Here is a 16,713-nt window from a genome sequence, read left to right as displayed (position 1 = left end):
AACGAGATATATCATACCATAAGCTCCAAATTTATGACAAGCTTTTTTTTGAAAAAAACCCAAAAAAATTTGAATCAATTTTACTTAGCTTTAAAAGGGGCCGATTTACATATTGATTGCCTTTTAACTCTAAGTATTTTTAGTTAAAGCTTCTTAATTGAAATGAGAAAATCAAGAGGAAATACATTAGTCCGGAGCAACAAAGAAAATGGGTTCAGTAGTGAAATTTTTCTTAGTGACAAATTCGTGCCCACTACGTTCCAGCCCAATTTTCTTTGTTGCAGAGGACGATATCCTTAAGTTAGCTTTATGGTGCTTTTGTTTTAATAACTAATAACTAGTATAATATTCACGTCAAGGAGATATATATATGGCTAAAAAAATTCTAGTAGTAGATGATGAAAAACCAATTTCCGATATTGTTAAATATAATTTGGAAAATGAAGGCTACGAAGTCATGACTGCTTTTGATGGACAAGAGGCTTTGGATAAAGTAGAAGAGGACGATCCTGATTTGATTCTACTTGATTTAATGCTTCCAGTTATAGACGGTCTTGAAGTAGCAAGAACTATCAGAAAAACTAAAGATACTCCAATTATTATGTTGACGGCTAAAGATACCGAAATTGATAAGGTTATTGGCCTAGAACTAGGGGCAGATGATTATGTCACTAAGCCATTCTCTAATCGAGAGTTAGTTGCTCGTGTTAAGGCTCGTTTAAGAACACAGACACATGCTCATAGTGAAGATACTAAGAGTAGCGAGATTAAGATTGGTGATTTAACGATTCTCCCCGATGCTTATACCGTAACTAAAAATGGTAAAGAGATTGAATTAACTCATCGTGAGTTTGAATTGTTGCACTATTTAGCACAACATATCGGACAAGTGATGAAACGTGAACATTTACTCCAAACAGTATGGGGTTATGATTACTTTGGTGATGTTAGAACAGTTGACGTTACTGTAAGACGGTTGCGTGAAAAAATTGAAAACAATCCTAGTCAACCAGAATGGTTAATGACCCGTCGTGGTGTTGGCTATTACTTACGTGATCCAGACAATGAATAGGTAAAAACGGTTTCATCATTGAAAAATAAAATAAGAAAACAACAAGAACTGATTCGTTATTGAAAGCGAGTCAGTTTTTTTGTTATCTTCATAGCTGTATAATGTAATTAAGTCTGTAATTATTTAGGTGGAGATATTTTGAAGAATAGATTTGTCTTTTTACATTCGATTAATTTTAAAATCGGATTATCGTTTATTTTAATTTTAATCGTCACAATTGAAATCATTGGGGCCTATTTTGTGCGGCAATTGGAGGATCAAAATGTTACTAATTTTGAGAATTCTGTGCAGGTACCAGCATATACTATCAACCAAATTTCAGAAAATTTGACTGATAACGATCAGCATACGCGTGAAAATATTGGAAATGCAATTCAAGATTATACACGTGTTAGTACTGATATTACTGATGTTCAAGTAATTGATCGCAGTGGAATCATCGTGGGGGCGAAAGATTCTGAAGGTAGTAACATAGTTGGAACGCAGACTTTGAAAGATAATATCAAACAAAGTATCAAAACTGATAAAAAAATCACCCAGATTTATTATCAAAAGGAAAATGGAAGTTCGTATGAATCAATTGTACCGGTAACTTCTACTGATAATAGTACAGTTGTGGGTGCAATTTATGTTAGAGCTAGTATGGAATCAGTTTATACTGGCATCAACAATATCATTTTGATTTTCTTAACAGCTTCTCTAGTTGCCGGCTTGTTAGGGGCAGTTATAGCCATTTTCATTTCTCGTGCTATTACTCGACCAATTGATGAAATGAAACAACAAGCTGTCAGAATGGCGGAAGGTGATTATTCCGGACAAGTTCGAGTTTACTCACCTGATGAATTGGGACAACTTGCTATGGCAGTTAATGATTTGTCAGTTAAGGTTGAAGAGGCTACCGAAAATTCTGAATCTGAGCGGCGAAGGCTAGATAGCGTGTTGACCCAGATGTCTGATGGGGTTATTGCTACGAACCGTTTGGGTAATATAACCGTTATCAATGAAATGGCTCAAGAGTTTTTGGATAGAGATGAAGACGATACTATCGGACAACCGCTAGTTGATGTCTTAGGAATTCAAGATCGAACGAGCTTTGATGACTTGTTGGAAAGTCCTGATCCAATGGTTATTGAAACCGCTGATGCAAATGAAGATTATGATGAAAACGATGATAATTCGTTGATTTTAAATGCGGAATTCTCGTTAATTCAAAGAAATAGTGGTTTTATCAGTGGTATGGTTTGTGTTTTACACGATGTTACTGAACAACAAAAGATTGATAGTGAGCGTCGTCAGTTTGTTTCCAATGTTTCTCATGAATTGAGAACACCTTTGACAAGTATTAGTAGTTACATTGATGCTTTGAATAATGGTGCTTGGAAAGATCCTAAGTTGGCTCCACAATTCTTGGGCGTTACAGCTGAAGAAACAGATCGTATGATTAGAATGATCAAGGATCTTTTGAGTTTGTCACGTATGGATCAAGGACGTTCTAAATTGGATAAAGAGTTAGTCAACTTCAACGAATTCTTCTCTTATATTTTGGATCGTTTTGATATGATGTTGAAAAAGGAAAAAGCTGATGCCAAAGAAGATGATACGAAAGTCGTCAAAAATTATCGTATTAAACGAATTTTCACCAGCAAAGATCTTTGGGTCGAAATTGATACTGATAAAATGACCCAAGTGATTGACAATATTATGAATAATGCGATTAAGTATTCACCAGATGGTGGTGTTATTACTTGTCGCTTGTTGGAAACTAATAAACATATTATTATCAGTATTTCTGATGAAGGACTTGGTATTCCAAGAAAAGATATCAAGAAAGTCTTTGATCGCTTCTATCGTGTTGATAAAGCACGTTCTAGAAAACAAGGTGGTACAGGTCTAGGTCTATCTATTTCGAAAGAAATTGTGGAACAACACAAGGGTAGAATCTGGGTCAACAGTGCCGAAGGTAAGGGATCTACGTTCTATATTTCCTTGCCATTTGATCCTAATGAAACAGGAGGAGAATGGGATGAAGATTAGTCGACTAATCGTCCAACTACTATTAGTGGTGGCCGTTATTACCAGTGTTGTCCTATCCTTCTTTATATGGACTAATACAGCACGTTATCAAAGAGGACGTAATATTGATGTGACATCGGCGGATTCTAATAAAAATGAGATTCCGATGAATCAAGTAATCAGTCCGACCTCAGTAATTTGGCACGATGAATCTGAGCAACATTTGATTTATAACAGTAATGAAAATATTTCTCTTAGTGTTCAAAAGATTATGCAAGATTGGAAAATAAGCAGTCCTAAAGAAGTGTCCAAAAAAGATGGTGCTTATTATCAAAAAATTATTCAAGGCAAGAATATGCTGCAACTAGTATATCCAACTTCGATAACAACTAATGTATTTGGATATTTATTGAATAATGACAGTTTAAAAGATGAAAAGGGCAATCAGTTCAATCGAATTTTAATTAATTTGAAAGATAAGAAAGACCAAAATATTTATTTAGCAAATGACAGTAACTATGCAGTTTATAAGGCCAAGGTAAAGAATGCCTCGTCGATACCTTTAACTAAATTAGTTAAACGAGCTAATGTTGATTTAAAAATTCGTTTGGATATTATGAAGCATGGCGTATTTATCTTTTATACTGAACCAATTAAATTAAAGAGTTATTCGTACGTAATTAGTGGGAAGAAAGATAGTGAGTACACAACGGCGTTATTTGATTCCAACACTAATGGTTTGGTTACTTCAGCAGATAATGATGTTTATACGTATAACTATGGCGAGTCTAAACGTTTAACTTCGGACCACAATACTGAAGAATTAACATTTGATGATTACACAGATACTTCAGTGCCAAAGACACAATTGGCGTTCTTACAACGTGGTTATCAAAAGGTTACAAATTTGCAGAATTCGATTTCCAACTTACGACTCTATAATGCTAATTGGAAAGATAAAGATTTAGTCTTTAGAGAATATGTTGAAGGTTTCCCAATCTTTAAGAAGAGCCAATTTGGTTCAATTCGAATTAAATTCAGCCGTAAAGGTAGCTCGGAGCATTTCTTGAATAAAGTTTTGGAAGTTCCAGTGCCTTCTAATCAAGCAGCTACTAAATTAAAGTCAACTAACGAGATTTTTAAGGGCTTGCAAAGAGTAGGCTTTTCACCAAATGATGTTCAATCAGTTGAGGTTGGGTATCAGTGGGAAACAGAAACTGACAATGAGAAAGTAGTTGACTTGAAGCCAACGTACTATATTAAGATCGATGGACATTGGAGACCATATAATGAGTGGACCAATGAATCTGCGGAGGAGGATTAGATGGATTTTAAGAGAATCGAAGTTATATTCTTAATAGTATTTTTTTCATTAGATATCTTTTTATTCTTGTCTTTCCGCAACAGTCAACAATTGGTCAGCAGTACTAATACCAATACGTCAACGATTACTGAAATGAGAAAACGTAACATTAGTTTCGGAAGTCTAGATACTAAGAATGGTTATGCCTATTATTTAGGTTCACAACCTGACGAGAGTTTGGCTCAAAATGTAAGTAAGTTACGTAATCAAAAGGTTTCTTATGAAGATGTTAATCACAGTATCTCAAGTGCATTGAGTGATCCTATTGAAGTAAAAGCTTCAAATAGAAAAAGCGTGATGGACAAGTTTATCAAAAAAGAAAGTAATGTTTTGTTCGGTAAAGATTACAAATATTCGCCACAACTTTCGAGTGGGTCACAGATAGTTTACGTAGCGACAACTCGTCTAGGCGAAGTTTATGACAAAACAGCACAGCTTATCTTTTCTGTTTCTGATGGAGAAGTGATAGGTTATACTCAGACGTATGTTAAATCAATGATAATTTTGCATGAAAGGCAAGCTATTAAGAGTGAAAAAGATGTCATTACAAGTCTTTACGCTAATTCGGAAATACCAAATAATTCAAAGATATCTTATGCAAATTTAGCTTATACTAAATTGTTGGAAGCTAAAGATAGCACGATTTATATTCCAGTTTGGTTTGTAACAATCAAGAATAAAGATAGTAAAGTCGTTACGACTAAGAAGGTCAATGCCTTTACTGGTAACATAATTAAGAGTTCAACAAATGGAGATAGTAGTTACAATGCCCAATGATGATAGTTTGAAAATTAGTGTTTTAGCAAGTAGCAGTTCAGGAAACGCCACTTATATCGAAACACCTAAACACCATGTTTTAGTTGATGCAGGTTTATCCGGAATCAAAATCAAGCGCGCTATGGAAAGTATCGGTAAGGATATCAATACAGTTGATTCTTTATTTGTAACCCATGAACACACTGATCATATTAAAGGTGTAGGAGTTTTGGCTCGACGTTACAATCTGAACGTTTATGCTAACCAAAAGACTTGGGAAGCAATGATGCCAAAGATTGGAAAGATTCCTGAAGATGAGATCAATATTTTCAACCACAATAAAGTTATGTCATTGGATGATTTAGATATTGAGAGTTTTGCGGTTTCTCACGATGCAGCAGATCCACAATTTTATAAGTTTTATCATAATGGTAAGGAATTTGTGATTTTGACGGATACAGGTTATGTTTCTGAACGAATTCAAAAGACGATTGAAAATGCGGATGGTTATTTAATGGAATGCAATCATGATGTCGAGATGCTCAGGGATGGGATTTATCCATGGCCTTTGAAACAACGTATTTTAAGTGAGAAGGGTCACTTGTCAAATGAAGATGGTGCCCATACGTTAATGGATGTAATTGGTAATAATACTAAGCAGATTTTCTTAGGTCATTTAAGTCATGAGAATAATACTAAAACCGTTGCTCGAAATGAAGTGACACAAGTATTAGAAGATCATGATTTTGGTGTTGGACATGACTTCAAAATCAATGATACAGATCCAGCAATCGCTGATCCTTTGATTGCATTGTAAAAAGTGAATGATTTGTTTTGACGATGTCCATTGTCCATGGAAAGTTTATTGTTTAGACTTATATATCCAATGAATTGAACCAGATACTAGTCCGGAGCAACAAAGAAAATGGGCTCAGTAGTGAAATTTTTCTAAGTGATGAAGTCACTTAGAAAAAGACCGAGCTTGAAGACTGTTAGCAAAGCCAAGAGGCTTCAAGTCGTGCCCACTACGTTCCAGCCCAATTTTCTTTGTTGCGGAGGACGGCATCCTTAGTAAATAACCAAAATTAATCATAAGTCGTTCATAATTTTTTCATAATTCAACGGTATATTAGAATCAGAAAATGTGTGGGGAAGTGAAAATTGTATGAATAATGATAAGAATGACAAATCCGAATCAAGGGTTGAAGAAAAGAAACGCGGTTCAAAAATTAGTTCCGGTAATAATTCTTTGCTTAAGACCGGAATTGTAGCATTTATCTCGGCCGCCTTAGGTGTAGTAATTGCCTTTGCCGGTTTTACATATTTTGGCAATAATGCTTCTGATACGGCGTCAACTGGCAACACTGCTGGTACAACACAAGTAAGCAACACAAAGGTCAACACTTCAAGTTCCATGTCTGGTGCTTACAAGAAAGTTAACAGTGCAGTTGTTTCCGTAATTAATTTGCAGAAGCAAAAGGAACAGAGTTCTAGTGATGGAAGTCTTTCATCAATTTTTGGAGATTTGTTTGGTGATAGTGGATCTTCTGATAATTCACAGACACAGGGTCAAGCAGAGGAGAATGGAAATAGTGACAGTAACTCAGATTCTAATTCCAACTCTAATTCGAACTCCAATTCAAATTCTTCGAATAGCAACTTGCAAGAATATAGTGAAGGTTCTGGTGTAATTTATGCTAAACAAAATGGCAAAGGTTATATCGTAACAAATAATCACGTTGTTTCAGGATCTGATTCACTAGAAGTTATCTTAGAAGACGGTACTAAAGTTTCAGCTAAGTTAGTTGGTACTGATGTAACGACCGATTTGGCAGTTTTGGAAATAGCCGGCAATAAAGTGCCCGCAACAGCCTCATTTGGTAACTCTGACAACGTTTCTCCTGGTGACCCTGTAATTGCTATTGGTTCACCTTTAGGGAGCGAATATGCTACGACAGTGACCCAAGGTATTATCTCAGCTACAAATAGAACTGTAACAACTCAAGATCAAAATACCGGACAAGCAACTGGTGAAGCTACAGTTCTTCAAACCGATGCTGCTATTAACCCTGGTAATTCAGGTGGACCACTGGTTAACGCCGCAGGTCAAATTATCGGTATTAATTCAATGAAATTAGCATCGAATACTGATGGTACTTCGGTTGAAGGAATGGGCTTTGCTATTCCAAGTAATGAAGTAGTTAAGATCATCAATCAATTGGTTGCCAATGGTAAAGTTGAGAGACCATCATTAGGTATTAAGGTCTTAGATCTTGATCAGATTACTGATGAATCACAATCAAGCTTGAAACTACCAAGCAGTGTAACTAAGGGTGTTGTCGTATATAGTACAACGACTGGATCCGTTGCTAAAGCCGCTGGTATGAAGAAGTATGATGTAATCGTTAAATTAGGTGACAAGGATGTAAATTCAGTAGCAGACTTGCATACAGCCTTATATTCACACTCAATTGGTGATACAGTTAACGTTCAGTATTATAGAAATGGTAAATTGAATACAGCAAAGGTTCACTTGACTAAGAAAACTAGTGAATAAAAGAGTAAATCGAATAGATCCTAATGATTTTTATAATCATTAGGATCTTTTTGTGTATATAAACTATAAATAGGTAAAATGCGGGTTTCACGCCTTTTTTTGAACAATTTTATACAATTTGGATATTTATTTCGACTTTTCAGAAAACTAATAAACAGAAGTTATACACAATTGTTAATAACTTGTGTATAAGTGCTTAAATTCAAGAAAGATTCTTGTAGAAAAGTTTTCCACAGAATTACCCACAGCTGTGTATAAATTTTAAAGGAAGAATAATATAATATTAAAATATCTTGTTATATCAAGAATGGTAAGTGTTACACAAAAACAGACAAACTTTTATTTTCTTGTGTAAAAATAAATCTTCATAATAATTCGTATTTCAAAATTAATTTGGCAATTAAAGGATAGTTTCGTATGATAATGATTGAGGAGATTTTTTAATTATGAATATAAAGTTTGTTACAGTAGGAAAATTAAAAGAGAAGTACTTTAAAACAGGAATTGCTGAATATGCCAAGCGTTTGGGGGCTTTTTGTAAGTTTCAAATTATTGAATGTCCAGATGAAAAAGCTCCTGAAAGTTTGAGCGAGGCTCAAGATATAAAGGTGAAACAAATTGAGGGAGAACGAATATTAAGCAAAATTAAGGATAAAGAATATGTAATTTTACTTGATTTGAGGGGCAAAGAACTAACTTCTGAACAATTGGCTAAAAAAATTGAAGACTTATCCACATATGGAACATCGGATATTACTTTTATTATTGGTGGTTCATTGGGTGTTAGTCCAGAAGTGACAAAACGTGCTGATTACAGTATTTGTTTTGGTAAGTTTACCTTGCCACATCAATTAATGCGTTTAGTATTGACTGAACAAGTTTATCGTTCATTTATGATTATTAATCATCGTACATATCACAAATAGATTACGGCATTACCGCTAATAAAAAATAACATCTATTACTCCAGAGATAAATTTGGAATAGTAGATGTTATTTTTGTTGTGTTCAATATTGCTTAATTCATAAATCATTTGCTGCATTGTTCCTTAATCAAATGATTTCTTCAAAAGTTAAATATTTTCTTATGATTGTTGAAGATTGATTGTATTTAGTTTCTATAATTATAAAATTGATGGTGGATATTAAGAGAATTCGTATTTTTGCAGGGGATGTATAACGATGAAAAATAAAACAAATAAAATTTTGGTAGCTTCTGCAGTTGCTATCATGTTAGCTCCAGCTGCTTTAAATGCTTTACCTCAACAAACAGTTAGTGCTAGTGCAACAGGTACTGTGTCAGTTGCTACACCAGTTTATGATTCAACTGGTAAAGCTAACGGCGTTACATTGCCAAGTGGAAGTCAATGGAAATTAGGTCAACAGATCACCTTAAATGGTGTTGCTCATTATCAAGTTGGAAATAACGAATACATTCCAGCTTCTGTAGTAACAAACGTTATTGGATCTGCTAATCCGGTTGATACTACAGCTCAAGTAGGCAGATGGGTTGCGGATAACCCAGATGCTGGTAAGGCCGTAATTGCCAACAAAGCATTAAACGTTGTTGATGCTTATGGTAATGAAACGGGTACAGTATTACCTTCAGGAAGTAGCTGGATCGTAGGATCAGTTCTTCACGCTAATAAGATGGTTTACTATCAAGTTGGTAACAATCAATATGTTAATGCTTTAGATGTTAGTTATAATTCAGATGATACAAGCAATGCTGCTGACAATTACGTTGAAACTGATGGTAATTACGGTAAGACAGGTACTGTTACTCAAACAGTTAATGTCGTTGATAATAATGGCAATGACACAGGAATTACTTTACCCGTAAACAGTCAATGGAAATTGGGTCAAGCAATGCACCATGATAAGCAAACATATTATCAAGTAGCCACTAATGAATGGATCTCATTTGCTAATATTTCAATTGCCAATCCAACAACTAATAGCGATAATACCGACTATTCTGGAAATGGCAGTTACATTACTAACGGTTCTGGTGCAGCTGGAAAAATTGGAACTGCTAGTACAGCTGTTAACGTAGTTAATGGTCGTGGCGACGCTATTGGCAAGACTTTACCTGCTGGTAGTAAGTGGGCCATCGGTGGCGAAACATTGAATTTTGATAAACAAATGTATTATCAAATCGCTACTAACGAATTTGTACCAACTGCATATATTGATATTGATGATACTGCAAATAATACTAATACAAACACGAATACAAATAGTTCCGTTCCCACAGCAGGAAATGGTTTAGTTGGTACTTTGACTAAGAATGAAAAAGTTTATAACACATCAACAAATTCTTACGGTCAAACTTTACCTGCTGGTTCAGCATGGAAAATCAACAATTTAGTTGTAAATAAATACGGTTCATACTGGGGCCAAATTTCAACAAACGAGTGGGTTTGGATTTCAGCTGTCCGTCTAAACAGTGGCTTAGATTTGAAGGCTAATTCATATTATGAACCAGATTTTGCAATTAACGTTGACGACCAATAATGTATTGAAATATTCGTCTGCGGAGATTTATAAGTAAATACTTTTTAATTTAAAAAATAGCATCTATTAATGAATTCGAATATACAAATATGCATATTCAATGAATTCTTAATAGATGCTATTTTGATTTTTAATTATTTTTCATAACTAGCTAAAGAATCAAAAATAAATTTAACAAATGCTTCACGGTCAACGTCTTCGAGAACCTTGATATTATTTTTCTTATCAGCGTCAACACGACGGTCAGGATAAGTCATACCACGGAATTGATCGTTAGTTAATGAAACGTCCATTGAGTAGTTGGTGCTCTTAGTGAATAGTTCAGGAGCAATTAAACTGATAACGGCACAGGCATCGTGAATTGGAATCTTAGTCATACCGATTGAGCTTTCATGACCAGCATAAACATCAAGAATTGAACTTGCCATGACGCCAACATGTCCTAGATCTTTGATTTTAGCAATTTCGTCCATTGTAATATAAGCTTTGTTTTCAGTTAGATTTAGGCCTGATAAGGTAATTGGCAAACCGGAATTAAAGACAATGTGCATAGCTTCAGGATCAACATAAGCATTGAATTCGGCTGCTAAAGTAATATTACCTTGTAAGGTTGAACCACCCATAATATAAATATGTTCAATTTTTTCTTTAACATCAGGGAAAGTCTTTAATAGTAGGGCAACATTAGTTAATGGTGCTGTAGCGACTAAATTGATCTTTTCAGTACTATTAGAAATTTTATCGTACATATATGTAACGGCGTTATGACTCTTGATTGGATAGTCGAAACTATTTTCAGGAAAATCGTATCCGTCCATACCAGTTTTGCCATGTACATGACTAGCTGTTTCAATTTCTTTAACTAATGGGGTTGCTTGACCAGAAGCTAATTCAGCGTGTGAACCTAAAAATGTTAATAGCTTTTGAGCATTTTTGGTAACGTAATCGAGTTGAACATTGCCACCAACGGTTGTTACACCTATTAAATCAGCTTTTTCGGGGTGGGCTAGTAGAACTGTTAAAGCAATTGCATCATCAATACCAGGATCACAATCCATAATTACTTTTGTCATTAAATCCTTACCTCACTTTTTTAATTTTTGGGGAATCTTTTTTAGGGCATGAACGAAACTATGACGTTCCAAAGTGCCTAATGTTGATAAAATCTTTTGATCATTTTGATCCATAAAATTATCAATGGCATCTTGCATTCCTTTGGATTTGTCGGATAAGACGATTCGTTTAAGGCGTGAATCATTTTTGATAGGACGTCGAATTATCAAATCATTTTTTTCCATCGTTTTAAGAATATTAGTTGCCGTGGAACGGCGGATATTAAATTCTGATTCGATATTCTTTTGGCAAACAGTTTCTTTGGAGCAATTGGATAAATAATAAATAATTTGAACCTGAGTTCCAGTTAGGCCATATTTGCCAGCAAACGTATTGATACCACGGGAAATTTCATTCGACGCAACCTTGATCAAATGAGCCACATCACTCGCCATAAGATATCCTCCTTAGAGCATTGTATTACGAAATAATTATAACATCTTGATTTTGAATCAACATATAATGATTGTAATATAATTCACAAATTTAATGATTTGTTATAATATTTAGCTTTTTGTCAATTTAAAGCTATCATGGAGATAGCGAGAAACATTCTTTGTATAAAAAAAGAAACTCACTTATATTGATAATAGAAACTAAACAGGGGGAAAAGTAAATGTCTAAAGTATTGATTTTAGGTGCTAATGGTAAAATTGCCCGATTAGCAGAACATATTTTTGTTGATACAACCGATTCTGATTTGAGATTGTATCTTAGAAAAGCAGAAAGATTAAGAGATTTTGCGGACTCACATACATTGGTTGAAGCTATTGAGGGTGATGCGACTAATGTTCAGACTTTGATTGAAGCCATGAAGGGCGTTGATCTAGTCTATGCCAATTTGGCTGGAGATAACATCGAAAGTGAAGCTCGTGCAGTTGTTGAAGCTATGCACGCTGAAAAGAAAACTCGTTTAGTTTGGGTTTCAACACTTGGTATTTATGATGAAGTTCCTGGTAAATTTGGTGAGTGGAATAAGAATATCTTAGGTGACTACATCACAAATTACGCTGCTGCAGCCAAAGTAATTGAGGATTCAGATCTTGACTATACAATTATTCGTCCCGCATGGTTAACTGATAAACCAGAAGTTGACTATGAAGTAACACAAAAGGGTGAAGCATTTAAGGGTACTGAAGTATCAAGAAGATCAATTGCTCAAGTTGTTGTAGATATTGCACAACAACCAGACAAATTCAGTCGTGAATCAATCGGTGTTAATAAACCTAATACAGACGGTGACAAACCCGCTTGGTATTAAAATTTTAAATTATTTGAAAGGAGAATTGTCGTGTGGCAACTCTTCTTTTTTTGTTACCATGTATTTGATTGTGGAGGTAGAGGAATGGTTAAACGTTTGATAAGTGCTAATTCAAGTGAAATGTTGGCTATGAATGGTACAGAGTTGAAACAAAGTATTAAAGCGAGTGAAGGACGAGTAGTTTTGAGTGAAAATATTGTCGTTCATGAACCTTTAGATGGAATTACGACCTCAGAAATTGCTGCAGCTTTTGGAGCTGATTTGATTTTGTTGAATTTCTTTGATGTTTTGAATCCAGTCATTTTGGGATTATATGATGGTGAAGAAACAATTGATAAAGCAAAAGTACATCGTGACGGACAAAGTATTAAAAGATTACAGAAGTTGGTTGGACGCCCAATCGGAGTTAATTTGGAACCAGTTGATCCTGACGCTAAAATGGCTGAAGATCGTTTAAAGATTCCTGAAGGTCGTCAAGCAAGTGAAAAAACTTTGCGAGAAGTCGAAAGATTGGGCTTTAACTTTGTGGTTTTGACTGGTAATCCTGGTACTGGAGTAACTAATAGCCAAATTGCTAAGAATATAGAAGTTGCCAAGAATGTTTTCTCGGGATTGGTAATTGCTGGGAAAATGCATGGAGCTGGAGTTGATGAACCAGTAGTTAGCGAACAGTCAGTAGAAGAATTTTTATCAGCAGGTGCAGATGTCATTTTGGTTCCAGCCGTAGGAACGGTTCCTGGATTTGATGATAATGAATTAAAACAAATTGTTAAATTAGCTCATAGTAAAGGTGCATTAGTTATGAGCACAATTGGAACTAGCCAAGAAGGTTCTGGCAGCAGCTTTATCCAAAATGTTGCAATTCGAAACAAGATAGCGGGTGTTGATATTCAACATATCGGAGATGCTGCTTGGGGTATTCAATCACCATTTGAAAATATCTTTGCGTTGAGTAAAGCGATTCGAGGACAACGCCATGCGATTGTTAGAATGGCTCGGTCGATTAATAGGTAATTTCTTTATATGTAATCGGTTACTTTTTTGATTGATTATAATTTTTTTATGGAATAACATTAAATTAATAGTTTTATGAAGGGATGGATTAGATGTATAAAGCAGATAACGGTAGATACACTAGTAATGATGTTCGTCACGCGGGAAACTCTGGATTAATGTTGCCACCTATTTCTCTAGGATTGTGGAGAAATTATGGCAGTGCTGATCCTTTGGCTGACAGAAAGAAAGTCATTTTGCATGCCTTTGATAAGGGAATCTTTCACTTCGATGTAGCGAACCACTATGGTGATGGTGATTATGGTAGCTCTGAAAAACTTTTAGGTGAAATTTTAAATGATGAATTGAAACCCTATCGTGATGAGTTAGTTATTTCGACTAAAGTAGGTTATGAAATTCATGACGGGCCTTACGGAATTGGTACCTCAAGAAAATCGTTGATTCAAGGTATTAACGATTCATTGACAAGATTAAAATTAAACTATGTCGATGTCTTCTATGCACACCGTTATGACGATAAAACACCTATTGAAGAAACCGCTCGAACATTAGACGACATCGTCAAATCAGGGAAGGCTCTATATGTCGGTGTTTCTAACTATGAATCGACTGAACTCAAAGAAATTATTTCATGGTTTAAAAAATTAGGAACTCCATTTGTTCTTAATCAAATGAGTATGAACATTTTAAATGATCACGTTGAATCTTCTGGAATTACTGATATTTTGAAAGATAACGGTGCTGGCACAATTGCTTATGGACCATTAGCTGAAGGATTACTTTCAGATCGTTATCTTGAAGGAATTCCCGATACATTTAAGATTCATCACACCAATAAATATCTTTTCGATAACGGGAAAGATGCATTGGTTAAGAAACTCAATGATCTGAGTGATGTTGCCAAATCTCGTAATCAAACCTTGAGCCAAATGTCATTAGCTTGGCTTTTGAGAGATCCAGTTGTGGCCAGTGTAATCATTGGAACAACAAGTGTTGAGCATTTGGACGATAATTTGAAAACGCTAGATAATATGGACTTTTCAGATTCAGAAATTGAGAAAATCAATAGTATTTTAAAGTAGTAGAAATTTAATTTTAAATAACAGCACTTATTAAAAACTTACAGGATATATGTTTGTATATTTATGGTTTTTAAATAGGTACTGTTATTTTTGTATCCAGGTTTGTAGAACTGAAATTATAGAATTCTAAATGAAGAATATAGACACTAGTCCGGAGCAACAAAGAAAATGGTCTTAGTAGTGAAATTTTTCTTAGTGATGAAGTCACTTAGAAAAAGACCGAGATTTGAAACATTTCGGAGAAATGGTTCAAATTCGTGCCCACTACGTTCCAGCCCAATTTTCTTTGTTGCGGAGGACGGCATATTTAATTAAATTTTCTTGAAAAAATATAAATAATTTCAGAAAGAACTTACGAAAAAAGCTTTTTTCTGGTATATTAACCTACTGTTGCAATAAACGGAGGTAACTTTATATGAGTAAAACTCAACAAATAAATACAAAACCTCTTCATCCGTTACTAGCATTGATGGGTGTTCTGATTGGTGGATTCGTCGGAATGTTCAGTGAAACATCATTGAATATTGCCCTTCCATCAATTATGAAAGCTTTTAACGTTGAAACGGGTACAGCGCAATGGTTAGTTACAGGCTATATGCTTGTGATTGCAATTGTCTTACCACTTTCAAGTTTATTGACTAAACATTTCTCAACTAGGGGATTAGTTAGATTTGGTTTACTTGATTTCATCGTGGGATCTGTAATTGCTGCTTTGGCAATGAGTTTCCCAATGCTTTTAGTTGGTAGAATGATCCAAGGTATTGCTACAGGTATTATTTTGCCATTAATGTTCTCAATTGCTATGAGAATTTTTCCACCTAACAAATTAGGTGCTGCACTAGGTATGGCTGCGTTGGTTATTATGTTTGCCCCAGCTATCGGACCTACAATTTCAGGTATCATTTTGGGTGCCTTATCATGGAGATATATCTTCTGGTCATTTATTATTTTCCTATTGATTGGTCTAATTATTATGGAAAAAAATTTAACGAATGTCTTTGAAGTTACTAAACCAAAAGTTGATTGGTTAGCTATTATTCTTTCAACTATTAGTTTTGGTTTGATTGTCTTCGGAATTAGCTTTTTAAGTAAAAACATGACTATGGCTTTAGTTGCATTAGTTATCGGTTTGATTTTCTTAGTTATTTATATCAGACAACAACTGCACGCTGAAGTACCAACTTTGGACTTTACAGTTTTAAAGAAACCGGAATTCGTTACTGGTTCAATTTTAGTTATGATCAATTTCGGTATCACATTATCAGCAATGTACCTTTTGCCAATGTACTTACAAAATGGTTTAGGTGTCGCCGTTGCTCTTACTGGTATCGTAATGTTACCCGGTGGTGTTATTAATGCTGTCGTTTCATTCGGTGCTGGTCGTGCCTACGATAAAATCGGTGCTAAGGCCATGTCACGTCTTGGTTTCTTGATTTCTATCATTGGTTCAGCAATGTTCTTGTTCAGTAACTCAAATAGTTCGCTTGGATATATCATTGCTGCCCATATTGTTTTGATGATTGGTGTGCCTTTGGCAATGTCACCATCACAAACTTATGGTCTAAATTCATTGGATGCTTATCAATCAGCTGATGGTTCAGCTATTATTAACACATTCCAACAAGTTATCGGTGCTGTCGCAACCGGTATCGCTACAATTCTTTTGAGTACTGGTCAAGCAACATATTTTGCTAATGGCGGACATTCAGCAAAATTAGCATTTACTAATGGCGCTCACTACGGATTTATGTTTACATTAATATTAGCTGTTTTTGGATTCATATTAGCATTCCGTGTGCATAATAAGAGTAAAGAAACAGTCAGTTCCAAAGAATCAGAACCTTTGGATAACAAAGGTGAAAGTACTGTAACTGAATAGACTAGTCGCTAAGTCATTCGGATAAAACAATTGATACAAAAAGAACTGATCAAGATGATAATTGATTAGTTTTTTTTTATGGTAAA

General features: G+C 34.9%; 14 protein-coding genes. 12 read left to right on the top strand and 2 right to left on the bottom strand.

The window, feature by feature from the left end:
- The first annotated feature begins 370 nt into the window (after positions 1 to 370).
- The 8 genes from yycF to LAB100_RS05745 all read left to right on the top strand — a co-directional run bounded on the left by yycF (position 371) and on the right by LAB100_RS05745 (position 10,278).
- Positions 371 to 1,072: a response regulator YycF gene (gene yycF / locus LAB100_RS05780; protein WP_119325488.1), complete on the top strand. Its 702-nt coding sequence runs from the start codon at positions 371 to 373 to the stop codon at positions 1,070 to 1,072.
- Between the two features lie 138 nt (positions 1,073 to 1,210).
- The gene (gene walK / locus LAB100_RS05775) at positions 1,211 to 3,106 is read left to right on the top strand and encodes a cell wall metabolism sensor histidine kinase WalK (protein ID WP_119325489.1); all 1,896 of its coding nucleotides are present in this window, start codon (positions 1,211 to 1,213) and stop codon (positions 3,104 to 3,106) included.
- Positions 3,096 to 4,409 carry a YycH family regulatory protein gene (locus LAB100_RS05770; protein WP_119325490.1) on the top strand — a complete coding sequence of 438 codons (1,314 nt, stop codon included), beginning with the start codon at positions 3,096 to 3,098 and terminating at the stop codon, positions 4,407 to 4,409. The genes walK and LAB100_RS05770 overlap by 11 nt, the downstream gene beginning before the upstream one ends.
- The gene (locus LAB100_RS05765) at positions 4,410 to 5,225 is read left to right on the top strand and encodes a two-component system regulatory protein YycI (protein WP_119325491.1); all 816 of its coding nucleotides are present in this window, start codon (positions 4,410 to 4,412) and stop codon (positions 5,223 to 5,225) included.
- Entirely contained in the window at positions 5,215 to 6,021 is an 807-nt protein-coding gene (locus LAB100_RS05760) for an MBL fold metallo-hydrolase (protein ID WP_174233496.1), read from the top strand. Before LAB100_RS05765 ends, LAB100_RS05760 begins: the two co-directional genes overlap by 11 nt.
- 348 nt (positions 6,022 to 6,369) lie before the next feature.
- Positions 6,370 to 7,761 carry a S1C family serine protease gene (locus LAB100_RS05755; RefSeq protein ID WP_119325493.1) on the top strand — a complete coding sequence of 464 codons (1,392 nt, stop codon included), beginning with the start codon at positions 6,370 to 6,372 and terminating at the stop codon, positions 7,759 to 7,761.
- A 446-nt stretch (positions 7,762 to 8,207) separates the two neighbouring features.
- On the top strand, positions 8,208 to 8,687 hold the full coding sequence (rlmH, locus tag LAB100_RS05750) for a 23S rRNA (pseudouridine(1915)-N(3))-methyltransferase RlmH (RefSeq protein WP_119325494.1): 480 nt from the start codon (positions 8,208 to 8,210) through the stop codon (positions 8,685 to 8,687).
- 256 nt (positions 8,688 to 8,943) lie between these two features.
- Positions 8,944 to 10,278 carry an SLAP domain-containing protein gene (locus LAB100_RS05745; protein WP_119325495.1) on the top strand — a complete coding sequence of 445 codons (1,335 nt, stop codon included), beginning with the start codon at positions 8,944 to 8,946 and terminating at the stop codon, positions 10,276 to 10,278.
- A 134-nt stretch (positions 10,279 to 10,412) separates the two neighbouring features.
- On the opposite strand, the gene LAB100_RS05740 is transcribed toward LAB100_RS05745, so the two are convergent.
- Both LAB100_RS05740 and LAB100_RS05735 read right to left on the bottom strand, forming a co-directional pair.
- Positions 10,413 to 11,351, bottom strand: coding sequence for a nucleoside hydrolase (locus LAB100_RS05740; RefSeq protein WP_119325496.1), 939 nt, complete (start codon positions 11,349 to 11,351; stop codon positions 10,413 to 10,415).
- A gap of 12 nt (positions 11,352 to 11,363) precedes the next feature.
- Positions 11,364 to 11,786, bottom strand: a complete 423-nt coding sequence (locus LAB100_RS05735) for a MarR family winged helix-turn-helix transcriptional regulator (RefSeq protein ID WP_119325497.1) — start codon at positions 11,784 to 11,786, stop codon at positions 11,364 to 11,366.
- 221 nt (positions 11,787 to 12,007) lie between these two features.
- Between LAB100_RS05735 and LAB100_RS05730 the strand changes: the two genes are divergently transcribed.
- The 4 genes from LAB100_RS05730 to LAB100_RS05715 all read left to right on the top strand — a co-directional run bounded on the left by LAB100_RS05730 (position 12,008) and on the right by LAB100_RS05715 (position 16,627).
- A complete protein-coding gene (locus LAB100_RS05730) occupies positions 12,008 to 12,652 on the top strand; it encodes an SDR family oxidoreductase (RefSeq protein WP_119325498.1) in 645 nt (214 codons plus the stop codon).
- Positions 12,653 to 12,736: 84 nt separating this feature from the next.
- Positions 12,737 to 13,666 carry a DUF7916 family protein gene (locus LAB100_RS05725; protein WP_119325499.1) on the top strand — a complete coding sequence of 310 codons (930 nt, stop codon included), beginning with the start codon at positions 12,737 to 12,739 and terminating at the stop codon, positions 13,664 to 13,666.
- 92 nt (positions 13,667 to 13,758) lie between these two features.
- On the top strand, positions 13,759 to 14,748 hold the full coding sequence (locus LAB100_RS05720; RefSeq protein WP_119325500.1) for an aldo/keto reductase: 990 nt from the start codon (positions 13,759 to 13,761) through the stop codon (positions 14,746 to 14,748).
- 415 nt (positions 14,749 to 15,163) lie between these two features.
- Positions 15,164 to 16,627 (top strand): DHA2 family efflux MFS transporter permease subunit, encoded by a 1,464-nt coding sequence (locus LAB100_RS05715; protein WP_119325501.1) that lies wholly within the window; start codon positions 15,164 to 15,166, stop codon positions 16,625 to 16,627.
- Positions 16,628 to 16,713 lie beyond the last annotated feature (86 nt).

Origin of the sequence: Companilactobacillus musae (genome assembly GCF_003967595.1) — a bacterium.
GTDB classification, from domain to species: Bacteria; Bacillota; Bacilli; order Lactobacillales; family Lactobacillaceae; genus Companilactobacillus; species Companilactobacillus musae.
The sequence above is the reverse complement of the archived record's forward strand: the minus strand, read 5'-3'. Positions and strand labels throughout refer to the sequence as shown.

Bases quoted from the DNA above. Each gene is read 5' to 3' on its own strand.
- LAB100_RS05745 (WP_119325495.1), top strand. From the start codon at position 8,944: ATGAAAAATAAAACAAATAAAATTTTGGTAGCTTCTGCAGTTGCTATC.
- LAB100_RS05760 (WP_174233496.1), top strand. From the start codon at position 5,215: ATGCCCAATGATGATAGTTTGAAAATTAGTGTTTTAGCAAGTAGCAGT.
- LAB100_RS05755 (WP_119325493.1), top strand. From the start codon at position 6,370: ATGAATAATGATAAGAATGACAAATCCGAATCAAGGGTTGAAGAAAAG.
- LAB100_RS05765 (WP_119325491.1), top strand. From the start codon at position 4,410: ATGGATTTTAAGAGAATCGAAGTTATATTCTTAATAGTATTTTTTTCA.
- LAB100_RS05715 (WP_119325501.1), top strand. From the start codon at position 15,164: ATGAGTAAAACTCAACAAATAAATACAAAACCTCTTCATCCGTTACTA.
- rlmH (WP_119325494.1), top strand. From the start codon at position 8,208: ATGAATATAAAGTTTGTTACAGTAGGAAAATTAAAAGAGAAGTACTTT.
- LAB100_RS05725 (WP_119325499.1), top strand. From the start codon at position 12,737: ATGGTTAAACGTTTGATAAGTGCTAATTCAAGTGAAATGTTGGCTATG.
- yycF (WP_119325488.1), top strand. From the start codon at position 371: ATGGCTAAAAAAATTCTAGTAGTAGATGATGAAAAACCAATTTCCGAT.
- LAB100_RS05770 (WP_119325490.1), top strand. From the start codon at position 3,096: ATGAAGATTAGTCGACTAATCGTCCAACTACTATTAGTGGTGGCCGTT.
- LAB100_RS05730 (WP_119325498.1), top strand. From the start codon at position 12,008: ATGTCTAAAGTATTGATTTTAGGTGCTAATGGTAAAATTGCCCGATTA.
- LAB100_RS05740 (WP_119325496.1), bottom strand. From the start codon at position 11,351: ATGACAAAAGTAATTATGGATTGTGATCCTGGTATTGATGATGCAATT.
- LAB100_RS05720 (WP_119325500.1), top strand. From the start codon at position 13,759: ATGTATAAAGCAGATAACGGTAGATACACTAGTAATGATGTTCGTCAC.
- LAB100_RS05735 (WP_119325497.1), bottom strand. From the start codon at position 11,786: ATGGCGAGTGATGTGGCTCATTTGATCAAGGTTGCGTCGAATGAAATT.